The sequence below is a fragment of the Hominisplanchenecus faecis genome (assembly GCF_020687205.1).
GTDB classification, from domain to species: Bacteria; Bacillota; Clostridia; order Lachnospirales; family Lachnospiraceae; genus Hominisplanchenecus; species Hominisplanchenecus faecis.
Genome location: NZ_JAJEQE010000051.1, coordinates 1 through 23,994, shown reverse-complemented (window position 1 = coordinate 23,994; position 23,994 = coordinate 1). Strand labels below are relative to the sequence as shown.

The 23,994-nt window shown below is 42.0% G+C and carries 19 protein-coding genes; 7 read left to right on the top strand and 12 right to left on the bottom strand.

The features are described from left to right. Positions 1-137: 137 nt before the first annotated feature. The 3 genes from LKD42_RS12290 to trxB all read right to left on the bottom strand — a co-directional run bounded on the left by LKD42_RS12290 (position 138) and on the right by trxB (position 3,675). Complete coding sequence (locus tag LKD42_RS12290; RefSeq protein WP_248835869.1) at positions 138-308, bottom strand: hypothetical protein; 171 nt, start codon at positions 306-308, stop codon at positions 138-140. Positions 309-835: 527 nt separating this feature from the next. Then, entirely contained in the window at positions 836-2,506 is a 1,671-nt protein-coding gene (locus tag LKD42_RS12285) for a C40 family peptidase (RefSeq protein WP_248835868.1), read from the bottom strand. Between the two features lie 257 nt (positions 2,507-2,763). Then, complete coding sequence (trxB, locus tag LKD42_RS12280) at positions 2,764-3,675, bottom strand: thioredoxin-disulfide reductase (protein WP_248835867.1); 912 nt, start codon at positions 3,673-3,675, stop codon at positions 2,764-2,766. A gap of 213 nt (positions 3,676-3,888) precedes the next feature. Between trxB and LKD42_RS12275 the strand changes: the two genes are divergently transcribed. From LKD42_RS12275 to LKD42_RS12265, 3 genes are all read left to right on the top strand, one after another. Then, positions 3,889-4,272 (top strand): Fur family transcriptional regulator, encoded by a 384-nt coding sequence (locus LKD42_RS12275; RefSeq protein WP_022118247.1) that lies wholly within the window; start codon positions 3,889-3,891, stop codon positions 4,270-4,272. Positions 4,273-4,517: 245 nt separating this feature from the next. Continuing rightward, positions 4,518-5,063, top strand: coding sequence for an NADH peroxidase (locus LKD42_RS12270; RefSeq protein ID WP_022118248.1), 546 nt, complete (start codon positions 4,518-4,520; stop codon positions 5,061-5,063). A 74-nt stretch (positions 5,064-5,137) separates the two neighbouring features. Beyond that, complete coding sequence (locus LKD42_RS12265) at positions 5,138-5,314, top strand: (2Fe-2S)-binding protein (protein WP_022118249.1); 177 nt, start codon at positions 5,138-5,140, stop codon at positions 5,312-5,314. Between the two features lie 207 nt (positions 5,315-5,521). Here the strand turns inward: LKD42_RS12265 and LKD42_RS12260 are convergent, their stop codons facing one another. The 4 genes from LKD42_RS12260 to LKD42_RS12245 form a co-directional block, all read right to left on the bottom strand. Next, on the bottom strand, positions 5,522-5,722 hold the full coding sequence (locus LKD42_RS12260; protein WP_248835866.1) for a hypothetical protein: 201 nt from the start codon (positions 5,720-5,722) through the stop codon (positions 5,522-5,524). A 10-nt stretch (positions 5,723-5,732) separates the two neighbouring features. Beyond that, positions 5,733-6,317, bottom strand: coding sequence for a hypothetical protein (locus tag LKD42_RS12255; RefSeq protein WP_248835865.1), 585 nt, complete (start codon positions 6,315-6,317; stop codon positions 5,733-5,735). A gap of 302 nt (positions 6,318-6,619) precedes the next feature. Continuing rightward, positions 6,620-6,991, bottom strand: a complete 372-nt coding sequence (locus LKD42_RS12250) for a hypothetical protein (RefSeq protein WP_248835864.1) — start codon at positions 6,989-6,991, stop codon at positions 6,620-6,622. Positions 6,992-7,085: 94 nt separating this feature from the next. Further along, positions 7,086-7,826 (bottom strand): helix-turn-helix domain-containing protein, encoded by a 741-nt coding sequence (locus tag LKD42_RS12245; protein ID WP_022118215.1) that lies wholly within the window; start codon positions 7,824-7,826, stop codon positions 7,086-7,088. Positions 7,827-8,273: 447 nt separating this feature from the next. Here LKD42_RS12245 and LKD42_RS12240 point away from each other — a divergent pair, with 447 nt between their 5' ends. Next, complete coding sequence (locus LKD42_RS12240) at positions 8,274-9,662, top strand: sodium-dependent transporter (protein WP_248835863.1); 1,389 nt, start codon at positions 8,274-8,276, stop codon at positions 9,660-9,662. Positions 9,663-9,777: 115 nt separating this feature from the next. Here LKD42_RS12240 and LKD42_RS12235 read toward each other — a convergent pair whose 3' ends face one another. Continuing rightward, a complete protein-coding gene (locus LKD42_RS12235) occupies positions 9,778-13,266 on the bottom strand; it encodes a glycoside hydrolase family 3 C-terminal domain-containing protein (RefSeq protein WP_248835862.1) in 3,489 nt (1,162 codons plus the stop codon). Positions 13,267-13,373: 107 nt separating this feature from the next. Further along, entirely contained in the window at positions 13,374-15,503 is a 2,130-nt protein-coding gene (locus LKD42_RS12230) for a helix-turn-helix domain-containing protein (protein WP_248835861.1), read from the bottom strand. A gap of 185 nt (positions 15,504-15,688) precedes the next feature. Here LKD42_RS12230 and LKD42_RS12225 point away from each other — a divergent pair, with 185 nt between their 5' ends. Both LKD42_RS12225 and thiC read left to right on the top strand, forming a co-directional pair. Then, the gene (locus LKD42_RS12225) at positions 15,689-17,275 is read left to right on the top strand and encodes an extracellular solute-binding protein (protein WP_248835860.1); all 1,587 of its coding nucleotides are present in this window, start codon (positions 15,689-15,691) and stop codon (positions 17,273-17,275) included. Between the two features lie 190 nt (positions 17,276-17,465). Further along, a complete protein-coding gene (gene thiC / locus LKD42_RS12220) occupies positions 17,466-18,776 on the top strand; it encodes a phosphomethylpyrimidine synthase ThiC (protein ID WP_248835859.1) in 1,311 nt (436 codons plus the stop codon). A 174-nt stretch (positions 18,777-18,950) separates the two neighbouring features. Here the strand turns inward: thiC and LKD42_RS12215 are convergent, their stop codons facing one another. Together LKD42_RS12215 and LKD42_RS12210 are read right to left on the bottom strand one after the other, a co-directional pair. Next, on the bottom strand, positions 18,951-20,129 hold the full coding sequence (locus LKD42_RS12215; protein WP_173898692.1) for a cation diffusion facilitator family transporter: 1,179 nt from the start codon (positions 20,127-20,129) through the stop codon (positions 18,951-18,953). A gap of 153 nt (positions 20,130-20,282) precedes the next feature. Further along, positions 20,283-21,872, bottom strand: a complete 1,590-nt coding sequence (locus tag LKD42_RS12210; protein WP_173866046.1) for a DEAD/DEAH box helicase — start codon at positions 21,870-21,872, stop codon at positions 20,283-20,285. A 580-nt stretch (positions 21,873-22,452) separates the two neighbouring features. Here LKD42_RS12210 and trhA point away from each other — a divergent pair. Next, entirely contained in the window at positions 22,453-23,103 is a 651-nt protein-coding gene (gene trhA, locus LKD42_RS12205; protein WP_147633013.1) for a PAQR family membrane homeostasis protein TrhA, read from the top strand. Between the two features lie 117 nt (positions 23,104-23,220). On the opposite strand, the gene LKD42_RS12200 is transcribed toward trhA, so the two are convergent. After that, a complete protein-coding gene (locus LKD42_RS12200; protein WP_147633016.1) occupies positions 23,221-23,475 on the bottom strand; it encodes a GIY-YIG nuclease family protein in 255 nt (84 codons plus the stop codon). Positions 23,476-23,994: the final 519 nt, after the last annotated feature.

Genomic DNA, 23,994 nt, shown 5'->3' with positions numbered 1-23,994 from the left:
GGCGGCTAACAGGCGAGCGAACCGAACAGGAAACGCAGCGTGTCAGGAGATTGTTTTCGAATCATCATGGCGTTATATTTTATAAAATCATTTCTATGGCGTTCATTTGCACATTCTGAAACCTCCGCCACAACTTTTTATTTTACTTTTACTGTTACGATCGCTTTCTTCATTTCCGGCTGCAAAAATTGTTGCCTGGCGTGCGATTCTGAGCAGCTCTTTGGATATTTACTTAAGGGAATAAAAGGGGAACCGATTAACATGATACTTTCCATGAGCAAATTATAATTTTCTGATAATTCACTCATTTTTTATAAGTATACAAATATGCGATTTTTCACTTTTTTGACGTTTGGAAACATCACTTATCATTTCTTCACAAAACGTGCGTTTGTTTTTTGGAATTTATAAACACTGCCTTTGTGCACAAAAAATGTGGATAATGTTGATAACTCAGTGTATAACTCTATTTTTCAGCAAATTCGACATTTTTCACTGTGGATAACTCGTGCGTGAATCCACAGGAATTTATCCACACTCTGTTTATATCTCAAATCTTTTGTGCATTTTGCCAAACAGCTTTTTTTATTGTTTTTCTATTTAATTAGAATTGTCTTAATCACCGTGTAAATATTTAAAATTATCTAATTATTTCATCTTAATTCCAGAAGACTTCCGCTTCCGCAAACAATATGCAGCAAATCTATCTTATCAGCCTTCAACCTTCGATTAAGATAAACACTCCGCAGAAACGCAGTATTTTTCCTTATAACGTAAGAAGGGAGCGTTCTTACGAACACTCCCGTTTTAGTTCTCTGTTCAATTAATCTTATTCTTAAAAGTAACTTCTTGCTGCACAAGCGGTTCTGTAATCTACGCTTGATACGATGATACCGGTCTGTTCGTTACTTGCGTGAACAACCTGACCATTGCCGATGTACATAGATACGTGTCCGATACCGCTTCCGTTATCATAGAACAACAGATCGCCCGGCTGTAAATTGCTCATATCTACTGCAGTACCGCCGCCTGACTGAGATGCAGCTGTACGTGAAATGCTGATTCCGAAGTTTGCCAGGACAGACTGTGTAAATCCGGAGCAGTCTGTTCCGTTTGTCAGGCTTGTACCACCATATACATATGGATTACCAACAAACTGAAGTGCATAGTTTACAACGCTCTGTCTGAGAGAATCAGAACTGCTTGCATTTGACTGTGGAACATCTCCGGTATAGTCAGAACCCGATGGTGCAGAGCTGTCTGTCGTTGTACTTCCGGTGGTATCACCTGTTGTATAATCCGGTGTTGTCGTTGTATCGCCTGTGCCGTAATCCGGAGTAACGGTAACATCACCTGTGCTGTAATCTGGTGTTGTTGTCGCATCACCTGTCGTGTAGTCCGGTGTTGTTGTGGTATCACCTGTTGTGTAATCCGGTGTTGTCGTTGTATCCGTTGTTGTGGACGGTGCCTGTGTTTCCTGCTGTGTCTGATCACCTGTCCAATTCTGATTCTGCTGCTGAGATGCCTGTGCCTGCTGCTGTGCTGCATACGCTGCTTCTGCTTCTGCCTGCTGGCGTGCTGCTTCCGCTTCTGCTGCTGCCTGTGCCTCTGCAGCTGCCTGATACTGTTCAGCCATATATGCTGCATACTGTGCTTCATCTGCAGAACTTACTGCGGTAGAAGCGATTTCCTGTACGTTATAATCTAATTCCTGCTCAGATGCAAGCTGTTTTGCTTCTGCCGCTGCTACGATTGCTTCCTGTGCTGCATACGCTGCTTCGTTTGCATCCGCATTGTTCATCGCATTGATTGCTGCTTCTTTCATCTGATCTGCACGATCCAGAGCACTCTGTACTGCCTCTTCTCTTGCTGTACTCGTTTCGATGGATTCTGCCTCTACAAATTTTGTTTCACAATCTACATAGTCGCTGGAAACATATCCAACTACGTCATTATCAACTGCTACTTTTACCCAGCCGTCTTCCTGATCAATAACCTGAAGCTGCTGTGAGTCTCCAACCAGTGCGATAATATCGGAATCGGTGCTTGCTTTCTTACGAACCATCAGAGTCTCTGTATTTACCGTAGCTACATCATCTCCGACTTCTGCTGCCAGCTCTTCTGCCTGTGCACCTGTTACAAAATAATCTTTGTTTACATATCCTGTAACATCTCCGGATTTGATCAGGTACCAGTCACCTGTCTGACCAATGATCTCTGCTGCTGAATTGTTATATAACTTTCCAACGATCTGACCTGTCTCTGTGCTTGCTTCATCACGAATATTTACATATTCATCAACCTGAGCAATTACCAGACTGTCGTAACCGGTTGCGATCACTTTTTTTGTTCCAGAATTTTCCTTCTTTTCCTGACTTGCAATAATCTCAGCTCCGATTCCTGCTAATGGCATCTCCCCTGCTGCAAAAGCGGTAAGACCGGTGCTTGCGAAAATAACGCTTCCTGCAAGACAACATGCAGTGACTTTTACTACTCCTCTTTTCATTACTTATATCTACCTCCATGTATTGAAAACACTGTGCAATTTTCATTTATTACAAAACTGTTACATTTTTTACACGCTAATCATAACAAACCGAAGGTGTTTTGTCAACAGTAATTAATATCTTTTATAAGGATTTCATACATTTTTCAAATATTTTTTCACAGATATGAAGCCGTATTTGACTTTAAAAGAGGCTCTGCAAATTATTTTATACTTCTGCAATTCACGTATATTCCGCTTTGTTCCGGATATTAGCATTAAATACCGTGCTGAACGGACTCTACTGCATTTGCACCATCTGCTGCGGCTGTAATAATCTGACGTAACATTTTTGTACGCACATCACCGGCTGCAAAGATTCCCGTAACATTTGTGACACAATTTTCATCTGCCACGATATAACCTGCCTCATCTTTTTTAATTTCATCCGGAACCATGTTCGTATTTGGTTTCATACCGACGGCCACAAACACACCGTCCACAGGAAGATGTTTCTTCGCACCGGTTTTCTTATTTTCAATAAATAATGCCTCAACCTGATCTTCACCGCAGATTTCATGAACAACCGTATCCCAGATAATCTCCACATTCGGCAGAGCCATTAATTTCTTCTGCAGGCTCTTTGCAGCACGCAGTTCATCTCTTCTGTGGATCAGATATACTTTCTCACATCCCCGTGCCAGAAACAGGGCATCGCCGACTGCCACATCTCCGCCGCCTACTACGGCAACCGTTCTTCCCCTGAAGAATGCTCCATCACAGGTCGCACAGTAAGAAACACCCATGCCTGCCAGCTCTCTTTCACCCGGAACGCCCAGTTTTCTGTGGCTTGCCCCCGTACTGATGATAATATTTTTTGCATAAAAATCACCTTCATTTGTACGCACCGTTTTCTGTGTTTCTTCTATTATAATGTCTTTTACTTCTGCAATCTGAAATTTCGCTTCCAGTGCATCCGCATGAGAACGGAATTTCATGCCAAGCTCATATCCATTCATTCCCGGCAGTCCCGGATAATTATCCACCTCTGCCGTGTTCACTACCTGTCCTCCACTGATATATTCCTTTTCCAGAACCAGAGTATCCAGTCCCGCTCTCTGGGCATAGATCGCAGCACTTAAACCTGCAGGGCCCGAACCAATGATGATCAGATCATATGTTTTTTCCATTGTATTTCCTCCTGATATCCATTATTTTCCTGTTGCTTACCGTATATTCCTGAAATGCTATCCGATATTAGTATAGTCAATCTTTTTGTAAAATAAAAGCATTGACAAACGGTTTTTTTTAGATTATTATAATAATAACTATTACTAATATTATGATATCAGGATTAACTTGAAATTTTTAAGCTTGGCATCATTTATCTAAAGGAGAACATTATGGCAGTTTTAAAGTACAGTAAACAGCGAGAAGCCATCCGGGATTTTCTTGCTCACTCGGAAGAACATCCGACTGCTGATATGGTTTACATGAATTTGCGGGAGAGCTTTCCAAATATCAGTCTCGGTACGGTTTACCGCAATCTGTCCCTGCTCTCTGAGACCGGACAGATCCTCAAGTTAAATATGCGAGATAGTGCTGACCGTTTCGATGGCAGGATCACACCACACGATCACTTTGTGTGTGAAAGATGCCATTGTGTAGAAGATATCTTCCTGGATGATAACGAGGAGATCACCATCGCAGCACAAAAAAAATTTGATGGCAAAATCAGAAGTCACACGACTACTTTTTACGGAATCTGCAAAAAATGTTTAGCATAATATAGATATCTGCTAAAACAGGAAAATTCTGTTGTTAAACACACTACAGCAAAAACCCCGCAAAACTTAATGAAAAAAACTATTAAAAAAGTCTTGACGGAAAGCAAAAGATGTGCTATCTTAATATCAGTAACAATTACTATTATTAATAGCAAGGATTCAACCTGTGAATGTTCAGAGCGTGAAAGTTTTGGACATCCCAGGATTAGCTTATTAAAAATCAAAGTGAAAAGGAGATCAAAAAAATGGCAAAATTTGTATGTACAGTATGTGGTTATGTTTATGAAGGCGAAGCAGCTCCGGAAGTCTGTCCAGTATGTAAAGCACCGGCTTCTAAATTCAAAGAGATGGATACAACAATGGCATGGGCTGCAGAGCACGAAGTAGGTATCGCTTCTGATGTTCCGGAAGACATCAAAGCTGACCTGAGAGCAAACTTCGAGGGTGAATGTTCTGAAGTAGGTATGTACCTGGCTATGGCAAGAGTTGCTCACAGAGAAGGTTATCCGGAAATCGGTCTTTACTGGGAAAAAGCAGCTTATGAAGAAGCTGAGCACGCTGCTAAATTTGCAGAACTGCTTGGTGAAGTTGTAACAGACAGCACAAAGAAAAACCTGGAAATGCGTGTAGAAGCAGAAAACGGTGCTACCGCAGGTAAAACAGATCTGGCAAAACGTGCAAAAGCTCTGAACCTGGATGCAATCCATGACACCGTTCATGAAATGGCAAGAGACGAAGCAAGACATGGAAAAGCATTCGCAGGTCTGCTTAAGAGATACTTCGGAGAATAATATTCAAGTCGAACGCACGCAGAAGTTGGAGTTTTCTCCGACCAGAATAAATTCATTTCCACGGAGGTGCCAGTATGGATTTAAATGAAACCATCTGTTTCTGTGCTGATGTGACAGCCGGAGATATCAAAAAAGCGTATGACGAAGGTCATACTACCGTTGATGCAATCGGTGAAGCAACCGAAGCCGGAACCCTCTGCGGCGGCTGCCAGGATCGTATCGCTGAATTGCTGGAAGAATTTGCAAAATAATTCCAGACAGGTCAAAGCACTTGCTGCTCATTCAAGTCGAACGCATTTGATCGGTATGGAAATATAAAATAAAAAATGCCCTGAACCAAAGGAGATATCTGTAGGATCATCTCCGGAAGTTCAGGGCATTTTTGTTTCTGCTTTTGGGGCTTGTCAGATTTTTTGTGAACGTTTTAAAAAATCCATTATGCTATTTCCACCAGGGTTTTACAGAAGCAATCTTGCTGTCAAAACTTTGTATGTAGCCGTTTTTGTCATGGCATCCGTTGCCATATTATAAATCGTATCTGTATCTGTATTTGTCAGATCGTCCAATCCATCAAATACACTCAAAAGTTCCTGCGTGCACTCCTGCAAAGTACCAGCCGGATTGCCATCTGCGTCTATCAGATTTGCATCCTCCTTCACAATCGCATAATCATAGGTTCAGTCTCTGATAACCATTGATGCTTCCTGCTATGCAGACCGGTGCATCCACAGCTCTTACAAACTCTTCATTCAGCCTGGCTGCATCTCCTGTATATCTGTATCCCAGAAGATCAATTCCATAGACACCTTTCGCAAGATATTCTCTGGCCTGAAAGATCATCTCTTCGCAGGTTCCCTCCAGAACGGATGGGCGATCATGGATTTCTCCTACAAATGGCATATATTTGATTCCATTTTCCCTGCAAAATTCATTCACAGCATCTGAATAAATAGTCCCCATCAAAAGATCACAGCCACATTCTGCTGCCATTTTTGCACCTGACATACACTCCGCCTGTGTATATGCAACCACTTCCAGAACTGTTTTTTTGCCACAGCTTTTCATATATGCATAAAGGTCTTTCATCTGGAAAAGGGGGAGCGGCTCTTCCTTAAATCCCCAGTATTCTGCATCAGAATCCTTATATGCATCAAAAATCTCATATGCGTTTTGAACAGTCTGATCCTCATGGGTAAGCATCACGATCAATGACGGGGTATGATACCTGTTTGTTAAATTTTTCTCCTTTTCCATACTGAACTCCTTCGTAACCTTTTAACTCTGGTAGCATATATTATACCTTACATTTATTTTTCACACAAGAAAAGCCTGTCGGCAAATAGCCGACAGGCAATAATGAATGGCAAAAGACCTTTCGACACTCATATCATAGTATTGCATGTGCAAATGAACAATTCCAGAGAAGGTACTCGAACATGGCCGGTACTTAGCGACCGTATTTTGGTCGGTTATGTACCGCTGCCAATGTGAGGTAGCGAGAGCGTGCCTTCGGGGAATTTGTTCATTTGCACATTCTAAAACCTCCGCCACAACTTTTAATTCGCCGCATCAAACCAGTAATCTACCACTCCATTTCGGAAGCTTACCATGGATCCGTCATCCCAGTTCCAATAAGTAAATCTATAAGAACTGCTGCTGGTGCTGCTTGGAGCACCCCATGTATAGCGTACCTGCTTCTGTGTCATGCCTTCCGTAACTCTGTTGCTGTACCACACTTCATCATTGTAATCGCAACTATCTTTTCCAATCTTCTTTCCTTTATAATACAGAGCAAGTTTTATTTTCTCTCCATATTCTGCCGGCTTAATATTAAATTTGTTGGTACTGCTGCCACTAACATTCCGGCTATCATAAATCCAATCCATTGTTTTTTCATAACCCTTCTTCTCCTTATCAAATATTTTCACCGGTTTTTCTTCGGTTTTCTGTTAAATTTAAGTTTATCAGACAATCCCTGTCTTGTAAAGTTACAGCATCACACCGCTTCTATCTGTTATAGCATCACACCTGCCTGCTTCCTGTCTCATAATTATCAATCAGTAGCATATTCAGTTTTTTCCACCTCTGCAGCTCCGTTTTGGTAAAGAGCAGATGCTTCCGCAGTTCTTCATTCAATTCCTGTTTTTCCAGTGCCACCAGACATTTGAATGCACATGGCATCAGATCTGCACTGGAGATACCGCAAAGCAGCCCATCGGTATGTGTTCGAAACTCCAGCGGATTGAAAATATAAAGCAGATCTTCTTCCAGCGGATTGTACTGATTGACAAAGGAAAATCGGATCAGCATATCACTGTACAAAACGCTTCCATTATAATAACTCTCACTGCTTCTTCCATTCCCGGATACGGAACAGATAGAAAGCGTCGCACGGTAACTGCCATTCTCTTCTTTTTCGTGGATATTGATTACACCATCTTTCATACGGTTATAGCGGCCGTCATAAAAATAAAAATATAACATCTTTGCCTGGAAAAACGGACTTTTCCGGGCTGCGTATGCAGAAGAGTGATCTGCTTCTGCCTGCAGCCGTCCTATGTCTGTCAGCTGCGGGACAGACACCTGCAAAACCTGACTGATTTCGTATAAAGTTTCAATATCCATTGAGATATCACCATTTTCGTATTTGCAGATCGTGGCACGGCTTTTATGGATTGCATCTGCCAGCTGCTGCAGTGTCAGATTTGCTGCTTTTCGGTATTTTCGGATCATTTTTCCGACGTGTGTATTTATGCTGCTCATTTCCTTTTCCTTTCATTGCCTGATTTTTTAAAAAAGACCCCCGATATGCTTATGGAATTTTATCCGATTTCGGTTTCTGTATCTGTACCGTTGTTTCGTAAAAATATATATTTGGGATCTGTTTTATCCGCTTCTTCCTATTATATCTGTTTTTACTTCAAATTGTAATATATAAAGAAACTTTTTCTTTAAAAATTTCTTTATAAGAAATTCTGTGTGTTTGATTTTACCGACATATTTTCTTAAAATAATACAGAAAAATCTGACACAAACATCCTGCTGATTACAGAAGTGTGCGGAAAAATATGTCATGTGCTGCAAGTTTCACGTGCGTTCGGCTTGAATGTAAAGCGGACATTCACAATCCGCTTAGTGCTCTGCACACTTGAAGCGGGGGAATGCTTCTCTGCGTTCAAACAAAAAAAGTAAAATGAGGTAAAGAATGAAATGAAAGAAAAAAAGAGTAACTTCAGTGGTTCGATCGGATTCGTCCTCGCCGCTGCCGGCAGTGCTGTCGGTGTGGGGAATATCTGGCGTTTTCCCTATCTATGTGCAAAGGATGGCGGCGGTCTGTTTCTAATCGTTTATCTTGCACTGGTGCTGTCTTTTGGATTTGTATTGCTGACCACTGACATCGCCATCGGCCGCCACACAAAACAAAATGCATTGAAAGCCTTCGGAACTTTAAATTCAAAATGGAAATTTCTCGGATACCTGACTTTTCTGGTTCCGGCATTGATCATGACTTACTATTCGGTTATCGGCGGATGGATTACAAAATATTTCTGCACGTATCTTGTCTCAGATGGTTCTATACTGTCACAGGACAGCTATTTTACATCCTTTATCACTTCCAAGGTTTCGCCGATCGTATTCATGCTGCTGTTTCTGGCTTTAACTGCCTGGGTTGTATACCGTGGTGTGGAAAAGGGAATCGAAAAATTTTCACGTTTCATTATGCCTGGACTGATCCTGCTGATCCTTGGCATTGCAATTTTTTCTCTGACGCTTTCGTATACCGATGCAAATGGAACGGTTCGCACCGGACTGCAGGGACTTAAAGTTTATTTATATCCGGATTTCAGTTCGCTGACCGTGAAACGTTTTCTTGGTGTGCTTCTTGATGCGATGAGCCAGTTATTTTTCTCCCTGAGTGTTTCGATGGGAATCATGGTTACTTACGGATCTTATGTGAAAGATGATGTCGATCTGAATAAATCAATCAATCAGATTGAAATCTTTGATACCGGCGTGGCATTTCTTGCAGGAATGATGATCATACCGGCTGTGTTTGTATTTCTTGGAACAGACGGAATGGCTTCCGGCCCGAGCCTGATCTTTATTTCGCTGCCAAAAGTATTCGCATCCATGGGTGCGATCGGCAGAATCATTGCCATTGCCTTCTTCCTGATGATGGGCTTTGCTGCCCTGACTTCCTGTGTATCGGTTATGGAAACTCTGGTCGCAAACTGCATGGAAATTTTCCATAAGTCACGCCAGAAAATGTGTGCTGTCATCGGAATTTATTCTCTTGTTACCGCAGTGCTGATCTGCCTCGGCTACAATATACTTTATTTTGAAGTAAAACTTCCAAACGGAACCGTCGCACAGCTTCTGGATATCATGGATTACATAAGCAACAGCTTCCTGATGCCGTTCATCTCACTGCTGACCAGTATTCTGATCGGCTGGGTTGTAGGGCCTAAGCTGATCATTGATGAAGTAGAACGAAATGGCGAACATTTCAAACGTGCAAAATTATATTGTTTTATGATCCGCTATGTTGTACCGGTTGTGATGTTGATCCTGTTTCTTGTTTCAACCGGCATCATATAAGATTCAAGAATGCCTCTGGCCTGCTTCAGATAATTTATTTCAGATGCAGAATATCCCACAGAAAAATCTGTGGGATATTTCGTATTTATATAGGAATGATGAAAAGAGATTTGTATTATTTTTTGATGGTTACTTTTTTTGCAGTACTCCATGCAGTACAGATCTGTTTGCCATTAGAGTCTTTACTGAAAGCCCTTACTCTTACATAATAGGTTTTTCCTTTTTTCAGTCTTTTGATTGTTATGCTGTTCTTTTTGATTTTTACATTTTTCGCACTCTTCATGGATTTTTTCAGGGAATACTGCACCTGATATCCTTCTGCACCAGCTACTTTTTTAACGGTAACGATTGCTTTTCCGGCTTTTTTACTCTTTACAGATTTTACAGCTGCTTTCTTTGCTGCCATTTTTGCTGCCTGAAGATCTTTCTTTGCTGCTTCTACTTCTGCTTTTGCTTTTGCAATCTCTGCATCTTTTGCTGCATTCTGTTTCTGCAGTTCTTCCAGATTTTTCTTTGCTTCTTCAAGATCCTTCTTTGCCTGATCCAGATTTTCTTTTAAAGTACGTTCTGTTGTGATCTCTGATTTATTTACTGTCTGATAATTTGTCAGATCACCGCAAAGTGCTGTGTAAGATCTTGTTGTTGTGCCGTAAATTCTTGCCATATCTCTTGACTGCATAATGACTTTCAGGTTGTTGATCGCACTCTTCTGCACATCACCAAGGCAAATATTGTTGTTTTCTTTGTAAGTACCTTTATAAACAATGGTTTTTCCATCTTCGCTTACAGATGCCACATCTGTCGTAACCGGTGTTTTATAGTTTCCTGTTCCAGCCCAGACATTTGCCTGATACTCTCTGTAAATTTCCTGTCCGTTTACCAGAATCTTTCCATCCTCACCTACACTTGCTGTGTAGTCATCTCCCAGTTTTGCTTCCGCTGTCTGTGTTCCATCCGCTGAAACTTCAAAATCGCCCCATGCTGCTGATTTATAACTGAACATATACATCAGTTCATCTTTCAAACCAATCTGTCCGTTTGCTTCAAAGATCGGTTTTACATCTTCCGCACCTGTGATAATTTCGTTTGCTTTGGATGCTCCGCCCGGCATGATCAGGTCATTTCCTGCATGCATGGATGTGGACGGGTGAGATACACCGCCGTTCCAGTCGGTCATGATCAGACCTTCAAATCCCCATTCACCGCGTGCAATATTGGTATTCATATCATAAGAGTCTGCCGCTGGAACGCCATTGATCTGGTTGTAGGATGTCATGATGGACATTGGTTTGGATTCTTTTACTGCAATTTCAAAACCTTTCAGGTAGATTTCTCTCAGTGCTCTTTCGCTTACAATGGAATCCGTTCCGGAACGGTCTGTTTCCTGATTATTTGCTGAGAAATGTTTCAGGCATGCCCCTACACCCGGCTCTTCCTGCACACCAAGTGTGATTGCAGATGCCATCGTACCGGAAATGACCGGATCTTCTGAGAAATACTCAAAGTTACGTCCGCAAAGAGGATCTCTGTGGATATTCAGGGACGGTCCAAGAAGAATTGTAATATTCATCTCTTCCAGTTCTTTTCCAAATGCTTCACCAATACGTTTCAGCAGATCCGTATCCCAGCTCTGTGCCAGAACAAAATCTACCGGCCATGCGGTACAGTACTGATAGTAAGTTGCTGTTTCTCCTGTTTCTACATTTTTTGCCTCGTATTTCTGTTTTACACGGATACCACCAGGGCCATCTGCTAAAACGATACTCGGAATACCATACTGATCATAAGTCAGCGTTTCTCCTGCTGCTCCCGGTACGGTTGCTGAGTTGGAGCCAACGATCGGAGTATTTTCATTTGCTACTCCCCAGCCGCTTCCACAGTTCAGCTTTGCCAGTTCTTCCAGACTCATCTGTGCCACAAATTCGCCCATGGTTACTTTGTTATCCACAACATCTTTTAAAGTAGCACCTTTTTTATCTGTAACAACTTCTACTTTTTCGTAATCCTGAACTGCCTTATAGTCTGGATCTGTTGTGTAAGTAGTAACTTTTTCATCTTTATATTCAGAAACATTATTTTCTGTTTTTACTTTGGATGCATCCAGTGTAAATACCGGGGCTTCTGCCATTTCCTGCTGCTCTGTCGCATAAGTATATGGTGTTTTTCCTGCCTTGCTCCACTCGGTCAGATTTTCGCTTTCCGGAACTTCCATCTGATTGGACAGAACTTCTGTCACTGCACTCTGATTCAGTTTGATCGCTGCCGCTACTTTTGTATTTCTGGAAGAATCACCAACACGCACATAGTAGGTTCCCGGGTCAAGTATGTAAGATGCCTTTTCTTCACTATAATAAGCCATCTCATCGGTATCATAAGTCAGTGTCAGTACCTGACTTTCACCCGGTGCCAGTTCATCGGTCTTTCCATAGGCAGCCAGCTGCTGATATTCTTTTTCTGCATCTTTTGAGTCTGGTGCGGAGAAATAAACCTGTACTACTTCTTTTCCACTGTAAGTTTTTCCGGTGTTTGTAACTTCTGCTTTTACCGTCACCTTATCTTCATTTACCGATACATTCTTTACATTGATATCAAAATTTGTATAGGAAAGGCCATAACCAAATTCATATGCCGGCTTGATGCCAAAGGTATCAAAATAACGGTATCCTACATAAATTCCTTCCTTGTACCATTCTTTCATACTATCCCCGTCTGCTTTTGCGAACGTGGCAGATGCAGGATAGTCTGAATAATTTTCTGCCCAGGTATCTGTCAGTTTTCCGGAAGGTGTGACAGCTCCGGTTACTACATCAAGCAGTGCATTTCCGCCTTCCTGACCGCCCTGTCCCATCAGAAGCAGAGAATCCAGACCTTCTGTTTCCTCGAAGAATTTCGTATCAATGACACCGCCTACATTCAGTACAACAATGGTATTTTCAAAAGCAGAGGCTACCTTTTTCAGATTTTCTTTTTCTACATCGCTTAACTCATAGTCACCTAATTCATATTCTACCTCATTTACTGTAACCTTTTTGGTCATTCCACGGTCGGCACCTTCACCGGCATTTCTTGAGATTACATAAACAGCAGTGTTGGTATCTTTTGCAGAAGCTGCCAGTTCTTCATCCGTGAAGGTAAGTTCCGGATAAGCAAAGGTTGCCATCGGATTGCTTGCTGCTTTTGCATTTTCTACATCGTATCCTTCTGCATATTTTTCAAGAATACTTGCCGTCGTGATATCGTAACCTGCTTTTTTGAAAGAATTATAAATGTTAATATTATATCTCTCACTCTGGTTTACATTCACATCACCGCCACCGGAAAGTCCGCCGTTAAACGGATCACCGGAACCGGTACCACCTCGGACGGTACGTACAGCTCCGCCTCCGAACAATGCCAGCTTCTTTGTCTTAATCGGAAGAGAATTATTCTTGTTTTCCAGAAGAACCATTCCCTGTGCAGCTGCTTCTCTTGCCAGTGCTGCATTTGCCTTTTCTCTTGCTGTCACTTCATTGGAAGTAGTTGCTGCAAAAGATACCGGGCATGCTGCTGCCGCCATACTGACAGCAACAGCGGCACTCAAAATACTTCTTGTTGCTTTTTTCATGTTTTGTTTTTCCTCCTTTTTCTGGAAACACCTTATTTATCCGGTGCTTTGTTTGTGCCCTCAGTATAGGAAAAACACTATGTTTTTTAAAGAAGCAGTTTTTGATTTTACGTTTCATTTTTTGATATCAACTCTTTATACTGCGATGGAGTAATGCCTTCATAGCGTTTAAAGGCTCTTGTAAACGCCTGTGCATCGGTATAACCTACGTCAAGTGCTATATTTTTGATGCGTACATCATTTTTTAACATTTCCTTTGCATGTTCCAGTCTTACTTTATGAATGTACTCCAGTACGCCATAATCACGGAAGTTTTTAAAGCTGCGGCTTACGTGTGGTACACTGATGCCAAATTCCTGTGCCAGACTGGTCACGTTCATATTGCAGTCCTGATAATGCCCCTGAATATATTCCTGCATTTCTTCCATCCACTCCGGTTCTCGTTCTGCAGATTTATTCTGTCTGTACTGAATGATCGCCTCAAAAATTGCCCTGCTTTCTGACAGCAGCTCATGGATCGACTGGATACGAAACAGACGCTCTTCATAATTCAGTGACTGATAATAAGCTTTGTCTTCTTCATTTGCACTGATATCAAGTGTCGTGATCAGGGTTCCGATCAGACCATACATGCGATAGCGATTAATCCTCAGCTCTTTCTGATTTTTGGAAAATGCACTCTGGTAAATCTGGTTAAGCTCCCGGTATGCTCCTTCAAAATCTTCACTCTCTAGGCAATTCAGAAGTCTTCTGCTGCCTGTCATGTAAACCGAGGAATGACTGTCTTCATCCGCATCCATCATCTCACCATATACATAGACTCCGGCAGGTGCACTCGTACTCCAGAACTCCAGATACTGCATACTCTCTTCCAGAAGATGATACGCTTCTTTCATCTTTTTATAGTCACTCTGACATTCTCCGATCATGATACAGGCAGAAATATGAAACGTCCGGCTGTAAAACTGTTCTACCGTCTTTAACAGACTGCGGATTTCTTTTTCATCATGTTCCGGTTCTGAAAGATTAACAACTGCCACAAAATCTTTTTCCGGCTGCAAAAGGATTCCTGGATATTTTTCAAAAATCTGCTCTTTTAAAATATTTTCAAGCACGAAATGCTCCAGCTCTTCCGGTTTCTCCTTTTTTTCCTGATCTCTGAAAACTGCATCACCATTTTCATCAAAAGCAAACTGGATCATTATATACTTTTCTTGATCTGACAGTTTGTTCAGACTTGCATATGGAAAATTTTTGACCGCACCTGTCAGATATTTTTCCAATTCCCTGCATTCCCGGGTCTCTTCTTTCTTTTTAACTTTTTTCGAAAGTTTTTTGTTATCACTGATCAGATTTCCCACCGGGACATAAGTTTTTTTTGAAAAATACCAGGAACCGATAACCGCCACGCTGATCAGCATAAGAAGTTCTGCCGTTAGAATCATTGCAAAACGTCTCAGTTCTCCATAAAACAAGGTATTCGGAACATACATATCGCAGTTCCATTGAAACATACTCATCCGTTTTTCTACTTTTATGTATCCGTTTTTCTGATTTTCTTCCAATTTTCTGCTGTAAATCACATTTTCTTTTTCCGGCGTTTCAATATAAATACAGTTTTCTGCTCCTGGATCGCCGATCAGACGGCTTCCGCTGTACTCTGCGAAAATAACGGCAATGCGATTATTCTGCGTGTCATTGACCGGACGGAAAAACCAGATTTGATTATCTGATAAAACCTGATAAGATTTTTGATTTTCTTCTGTCATCCAACAATAAAAATCCTGTGCAGTGATACCATACTGTCGGCAGAAAAAGCTGATATCCTCTTTTCCTTCCCGACGCTGCGAATTGGAAGAAAGAATGGAATCGCTCTTCAGAAAATAGATATGCAGATTCTGACAGAGATTGTTCTGTACATTCAATTCTGACATTGTATTTTTCAGTTTCATGGAATCTAAAATCTGCTGTGGTGAAAAATTTCCTTCTATCAATGCAATATCATCCAAACCACCACTGACGGCAAGCGTATCACACAACTGATATGACAGCCGAATATTATTTTCAATCTTCCCCACAACTTCTCTCATACGCAATGCAGCTGAATTTCGTATTTCTTTCTGCACATAAAAGATCGAACTGCTGTAACCGATGATCGTAACTGTGAGCATTGCCAGGCATAATACCAGATAAGAAATCAAAATAGAACGAAAAGTAAGTGCTTTTCCTGTTTTCATAAGTTTTTATCTCCTGCTCTTTACAAAAAGATTTCTTCTCATTTCTTTTAATATAATGTCTGTCTTTTTGTTTTGCAAGGAAATTTATGATTCTTTCTTTTTTGCTGATGATTTTTTTCCTGAGTATTTACTTTTTACTTCCAACACAGTAAACTAAAAATAAAGCTTATTATCTGGAGGAAATTATGAAACACAAGTATAGGAATTACTATTTCCCGGTACTGATCTGTATTTTTTTCTGTCTGTGCATTTTTCTTGTCCGACACGCTTTTTCTGTCAGGACACAAACAAATGCTTCTCTTCCGGTTACAGAAGTCAGACAGAGTTTTTCTTTTTTGAATACCATTGATTCTGAACTTTCAGAGCTGTGCAACGGAGATCTGAATAATACTGCCTTTTTCCAGGAACTGGAAAACAGAACGAACATCCATATTGACTGGATCACTTCTTTATCCAATCTGCAGATCCAAAACCGTTTTGAGCAAAACAGCGATTCCGTACCGGATTTGATCGGTGCCGGAAATTTTTCATCCATCTATGGGAATATTTCTGCGGATGATGCGATCGCTCAGGGGGACATCTGTGATCTGACGGAACTGGTTCCAAAATATGCACCGAATTACTATAAGATCATTCAGCAAAAGGACATAAAAGATATCGCCTACACGGATTCCGGTCGAATTGCAGCTGTTTATTCTATAAAACAAAACTCGCAAAAACCATGGTGTGGTCTTCAGATTCGAAAAGACTGGCTGGATGAACTGGGGCTTGAGATTCCTGTCACTTATGATGACTGGGAAACGGTTCTCACTGCATTTAAAGAAAGGAAAGGAGCCACAGCCCCATTATGGATTTCATACAATGCTTATGCACAGGATGAAAGTCTGAATGCCGGTTTTGGAGTCAGTTATGATTTTTTTCAAATGGACGGCAAGGTCTTTTATGGACCTGCCAGGCAGGGATGGAAGGATTATCTCACTTTAATGAACCGCTGGTATCAGAAAGGTCTGATAGATGTTGATTATATGACCGGCAACTCGATTTATGCAGACAGTAAAATGATCGCCAGCGGCACTTCCGGTGCATGGTTTGGTATGTATACCATGCCTTCTGATCTTTCTGCAAAAGATCAGAATATTAAGGTTATTGCTGTTTCTCCGCCAAAATTAAACGAACATGATACGCTGCACATACAGAAAAGATACAGCATCAGTGATAATATGTTTTACATCTCTTCTGGATGCGAACATCCGGAAATTGTTCTAAAGTGGATTGACTATTTATTTTCTGATGAAGGTTCCCGTTTTGCAAGCTACGGAACAGAAGGTAAAACCTATACCCTTGATAAAGATCAGAATCCTGTTTTCACCGATCTGATCTTGCATAATTCTGATGGACTGACTTTTTATCAGGCATTGAAAAACTATACGCTGGCTCCCGGCCTGCCTTCTGCTTATATTGACTGGAAACGGGAATTTCAGTGTGTGCCTCCTTCCAGTGCTGTTATGTGCGATGTATGGGCTTCCACGGATACTTCATATATGCTTCCGGTCAGTCTGAGTTTTACATCTGAAGAACGTACCAGACTGTCTCAAATAATGGCGAACGTCAATTCCTGTATGTATGAATACACAACTGCTTTCATTACCGGGATCAAATCTTTTGATAATTACGAAGAATATCTGAACACCCTGAAAAAAAACAAGATTGATGAAGCTGTTCAAATATATCAGAATGCTTATGATCGCTATCTTGCAAAACATTCTTCCTGATCCTGCAAGAAACACTTGCACACATCATACACAGGTGTTAGAATTTATTAGCGATTCGCATAAACGCAGGATGAATCTATATGCGAAACCAACATAAACCAGGGGGAGCTGACGGAAGTCGGCTGAGAGGAAACGTGTTCCCGTTTCGACCCATTACCTGATTTGGATAATGCCAACGGAGGAAAAAGAGATGAGAAATTACACAACTCAGATGGATGCAGCCCGCAAGGGAATTGTAACACCGGAAATCGAAACTGTAGCAAAAAAAGAGAACATGGATGTTGATAAGTTAATGAAACTTGTCGCTGAAGGCAAGGTTGCAATCTGTGCCAACAAAAATCATAAATGCTTAAGTGCAGAGGGTGTCGGCAGTATGCTGCGTACCAAGATCAATGTCAACCTCGGCGTATCTCGTGACTGCAAGGATTATGATATCGAAATGCAGAAGGTTATGAGTGCCGTTGACCTCGGTGCGGAAGCGATCATGGATCTTTCCAGTCACGGCAACACACAGCCATTCCGTCAGAAACTGACAAGTGAATGTCCGGTTATGATCGGTACGGTTCCTGTTTATGACAGCGTGATCCATTACCAGAGAGATCTGGCTACACTGACTGCAAAGGATTTTATCGATGTTATCCGTATGCATGCAGAAGACGGTGTAGACTTTGTAACGCTGCACTGCGGTATTACACGCAAAACCATCGAACAGATCAAAAAGCACAAACGTAAAATGAATATCGTAAGCCGTGGAGGAAGCCTCGTATTTGCATGGATGTCCATGACCGGCGAAGAGAATCCATTCTATGAATATTATGATGAAATCCTGGATATCTGTGAAGAATATGACGTGAGCATTTCTCTTGGCGATGCATGCCGTCCTGGATGCCTTGCCGATGCAACCGATGTATGTCAGATTGAAGAACTGGTTCGTCTCGGAGAACTGACAAAACGTGCATGGGATCACAATGTACAGGTTATGGTAGAAGGTCCTGGCCATGTGCCGCTGGATCAGGTTGCCGCCAACATGAAGGTACAGCAGAGTATCTGCATGGGTGCTCCTTTTTATGTACTTGGTCCTCTTGTAACCGACATTGCTCCGGGATATGACCATATCACTGCAGCAATCGGAGGTGCAGTTGCCGCTATGAACGGTGCTGCTTTCCTTTGCTATGTTACACCGGCTGAACACCTGGCTCTGCCGAATGTAGAGGATACCAAGCAGGGTATCATCGCTTCCAAGATCGCAGCTCACGCAGCGGATATTGCGAAGGGTATTCCGGGAGCAAGAGACATCGATGACCGCATGGCTGCTGCCCGCCAGAAACTGGACTGGGATGCACAGTATGCATGTGCCCTTGACCCGGAAACTGCAAAAGCGATCCGCGACAGCAGAAGCCCGGAAGATGACCACAGCGATACTTGCAGTATGTGCGGTAAATTCTGTGCCGTAAGAAGCATGAACAAAGCACTTGCCGGAGAATACATTGATATTCTTTAAGACAGAAAATGCCCGGGTCAAAAGACCTTTTGAAACAAGAACGCCTCTGGCATTCTTGTTGCTCGCCGCCTACAGAGGCGGTAGTCACCTCACATCTGATGTATAACACAAAAGCGAATCTCGGATATTGTATCCTTGATTCGCTTTTTTATTGCTTTTTATTTGTTATTTTATTTATTCTTCCGGTGCTTCAAAGCTGTGATCTACGGTGATCACACAGGTTGCACCAGCTTCCATTTCTGAGATCAACTGCATCAGCTGATGCAATACACGGTCGGTATCTTTCTGTGTATATTCTGCCGGGACAAGAAGATCAAAGATCAGATTGACCGGCGTTGTTTTCACCAGTCGGAAATCGTGAAAACTCAGTTTGCTGTCTAACGCTTTGATGATATGTTCCGTCTTTTCTTTTAATCGAAGTACTTCCGCATCGTGCAGCTCGACCGGATCCATATGGATCACCAGAGTGATATTCAGCTCTTTTCCGACTTCCCGCTCAATACGGTCAATGATTGCATGGGATACTTCAATATTCACATCGTTCGGCACCTCTGCATGAATGGTTGCCATTCCCTGATTTGGTCCGTAATTATGCACGATCAGATCATGCGTTCCGACAATACCATCATAGGATTCTACCATCTGTGAAATTTTCTGATACAATTCTGCCGGAACCCTCTGTCCGATCAGCGGCTCCAGTGTGTCTTTTGCAATTGAAAATCCGGACCAGATGACAAGCAATGATACGATCAGTCCTGCGATCGCATCAATATTTACGTTTGCAACATAACAGATCAAAATAGAAACAACGGTCGCACTTGTCGTAATGACATCTCCGAGGGAATCTGCCGCAGTTGCCAGCATGACTTTTGAATCTATTTTTTTACCAAGTTTTCTATTGAATGCTGCCATCCACAATTTCACGAGGATTGACAGGATCAGGATCAGAAACGGCACCAGGTCAAACGTGATATCTTCCGGATGCATCAGCTTGCCTGCCGACGTTTTGAAAAAAGTAAATCCAACCTCAATGACCAGAAACGATACGATCAGTGCTGCAATGTATTCAATTCTTCCATGACCGAACGGATGCTCCGCATCTGCCGGTTTCCCTGCCATTTTTACTCCGATAAAACTGATGATCGATGATGCCGCATCGGATAAGTTATTAAACGCATCTGCCGTGACTGCCAGAGAATGCATCAGCGTACCGATGATTAACTTTGCCGCAAACAGAAATACATTACAGAAAATACCGACGACACTGGCAAGAATCCCATACCGGGTACGCACCTCCGTTGATTCTGTGTTTTCACTGTCTCTTACAAACCTGCGAACTAAAAAATCTGTCATACCTTCCTGAAAACCCCTTTTGATTTAAATTCCAGATTCAAGAATGTCTCTGGATGACCCGCCGTCTATAACGGCGAGAACCACTGCACTTCTGATATCATTCTCACTATTATATTGAAATCCTCTGAAAAAATCAATATCTGTCCGCTTTTTTTATCTTCCGTTTGCAGGCTCTACGTTAATTGTTTTTCCTTTAATTTTGGTGTTTTTCATGGCACGGAGTACATCAGCCGCATTTTCACGCGGAACTTCAACGAATGTATATTTGTCATACATATCGATCGTTCCGACCAGTTTTCCCGGAATACCGGATTCTCCTGCAACTGCCCCGAGAATATCGCCCGGGCGTACTTTCTGTTTTTTACCAATGTTGATGAAGAGACGTACCATGCCTGCTTCTGCCCCGGTATCACCGAAATCTTCCATATGCCCACGGTCATTATTCTGCTCATTTTCACCCAGTGCCTGTTTCAGAAATGCTGCCGCAATGTCCATCGCTGTGTAGTCTTCTTCGTTAAGTTTCTGTTCGATGATACGTGTCATGCGGTTTAAGTCTTCGTTTTTAATGATATGGTCGATCTCATCCAGCACTTTTTCCAGACGGATGGCTGTAATATCATTCAGAGACGGAATTGGCTGTGCGTAGATTTTTGTCTTACAGTAACGCTGGATGTCTTTCAGCTTATAAACTTCACGTCCTACAACAAACGTAAATGCCTTTCCGACACGACCGGCACGACCGGTACGGCCGATACGGTGCACATAAAATTCATCATCCTGCGGCACATCATAATTAAACACTGCCTCTACATCATCTACATCAATACCACGGGCTGCCACATCGGTGGCGATCAGGATCTCTGTTTTGCCGCTGCGGAAGCCTTTCATAACACGGTCTCTCTGGCTCTGCTTCATATCTCCATGCAGCCCTTCCGCAAAATATCCCCGTCCTTTCAGTGCCTCAGTCAGCTCATCCACACGTTTTTTTGTATTGCAGAATACAAGGGAGAGCTTTGGATTGTACATATCCAGAAGTCTTGAGAGAACTTCTTCTTTGTTCTTCTGTTTTACTTCATAATAGTACTGGTCGATATTTTTTACGGTCAGTTCTTTCTTTACGACACGAACCAGAACAGCATCTTTCTGATAATTTTTCGTGATGTCCATGATCGGCTTCGGCATGGTCGCAGAAAAGAGAACCGTCTGACGCTCTTCCGGTGCATCTTTCAAAATCGTCTCGATATCTTCACGGAATCCCATGTTCAGCATCTCATCTGCTTCATCCAGCACGATCGTGTGAAGGTTGTCGAAACGTAAGGTACGACGGCGAAGATGATCCATCACTCGGCCCGGTGTTCCGATCACAAGCTGCACACCACCTTTTAAGGAACGGATCTGTTTTCCGATATCCTGTCCGCCGTATACCGGAAGGATCTTGATGCCGTGCATAAACTTGCTCAGTCTGCGGATCTCATCTGCTACCTGGATTGCCAGTTCTCTTGTCGGACACAGAATGATTGCTTGCAGTTTCCGGTTCTTCGGATCGATCTTCTGAAGAAGCGGAATACCAAAAGCTGCTGTTTTTCCGGTACCTGTTTGCGCCTGACCGATTACGTCATGTCCGGCCATCACTTCCGGAATCGCTTTTGCCTGGATCGGGCTTGGCTCTTCAAATCCCATCTCTGTAATAGCTCGAAGAATCTTCGGGTCAAGTCCAAGTGTATCAAATTTTATGATTTCCATATATTAAATCCTTTCTTTCTGTTGCAAATACCCTTTTATTTCAAATCTCACTGACATAACGCTCCTCACTGCTCAGTGTTTCATGCACTTACAGCTACAAAATACTTATATGTTCATATAATGACGTCGGAGGCAAAAGTCCCCAACTATATTTGAAAAACAAGGCATAAAAATACCGCCTCTTTATTTATCTAATGTGAGGCGGAAGAGTAACAATTCACATATGCCAGTCATTTTAACATATCCCGTTTTGAAATTCAACTGTTCATTTTAATTTGAAACCAGACACATATTTGAGCAACATGCAATTCCGGCAAACAATGCTTCGCATTATCCTCTGTAAATTTCTGCACAGCCCGGACTGATTATTAGCTATTGTAAAAACAGGGTTGCATTTTTTATGTTTTCGGTATAATATACATATAACTACACATAGTATTCAAAACTACATGTAACGGTTTTTATTTCAATATTCATTTTATATTGCTTTCAAGTCATGAGGTATGATCACGAATATCTGAAAATTGCTCTCACAATTCTGTCATCTGACTTGAATCATGTTTCAAAGGAGGTATTCACTATGTTAGAAAAAATCAAAGATCCCGGAAGTGCGATCACACACTTCATTGGTATGCTGATGGCAATGTTTGCCGCCACACCGCTGATCATCAAATCTCTGCATGAGCCGGATTATATCCATGTGATTTCCCTGACTGTTTTTATTGTGAGTATGATCCTACTCTATGCGGCAAGCACGATCTACCATACTTTAAATCTTTCAGAAAGAACAAATCGTATTCTCCGCAAGTTAGACCACAGTATGATCTTTGTACTGATTGCCGGAAGCTACACACCAATCTGCCTGATCGTTTTGAAAGGTCCGGTCGGATATTTCCTGTTCGCTCTTGTCTGGGCAATCGCACTGATCGGCATTATCGTAAAAATCTGCTGGATCACCTGTCCGAAATGGTTTTCTTCTGTGCTTTATATCAGCATGGGCTGGGTCTGCGTACTGGCTTTCACACAGATTGTCAATTCGCTCTCTCCGGCAGCTTTTGGATGGCTCCTGGCAGGCGGTATCATTTACACTGTCGGCGGCATCATTTATGCTTTGAAAGTTCCGCTGTTCGATGCAAAGCACAAAAATTTCGGCTCACATGAGATCTTCCATCTGTTCGTGATGGCAGGAAGTGCATGCCACTTTATTCTTATGTATGTTTATATCGCTTAATGACTGTGAAATCATTTCGATTATTCAAAAATGCCTCTGGCATTCTTGCCGAAAAAGGATAAAATTTCAGAGGTTCTGATTTTGCTCAGAGCCTCTTTCTGTATCCTGAAAACCTTTCTATTGTATATTTTTTTCTTTGATCAGATTTTCTTTTTCTTTCCTTGTCAGCTGTTTGATCGCATATTCCCGCTTCATTGCTTCTTGTTTTCCCTGAAATTCCTCATAATAGACCAGTGTGACCGGTCTGCGATTCCTCGTATATTTCGCCCCGGATTTCCCGCCGTTATGGGCTTTGAGACGCTTGTCCAGATCATTTGTCCAACCGGTATAATACGTGCCGTCACTGCACTTTAAAATATAGGTGTAACACATACTTTCCATTCACTTTCAACTGTTTCATATCTTCGTATTGTGACATGCTCCTGCCTCTGATACAAATCGCTTGCTCTCTTCCATCAGAAACGCGAGTCATCTCACATCTTGTATATGTAAAGCGGAGGATTTCCCCCGCATTATTTCAAGCAATCGGCAAAGCGGTATATTTTCAACTAAGACAAATTTGTTGCTCACCACTTGCAGAAGTGGGAGTCTTCTCCGACTAAGATAAAACCTGTAAAATGAATCCGATTGCAAATATTGTGTGCTGCGTGCAGCTCCTTACGGATACCGTATAGCCTAATATAGTATACGCTTTCTCTCACTTTTTGTGAATCATCTTTCTTTTTGATGTCAAAACGGCTTTTGTACAAGCACATCGTAGTTTCAGTCTTTTGACCCTGGCATCATTATATTATGATGTGGGTGTCAAAAGTTACCAACTATGATGCCTACGGATTGTTCCGTGCGTTGCACTCCCACAATCCTTTCTACGCTCCGCTTCGGTCGGTGCTA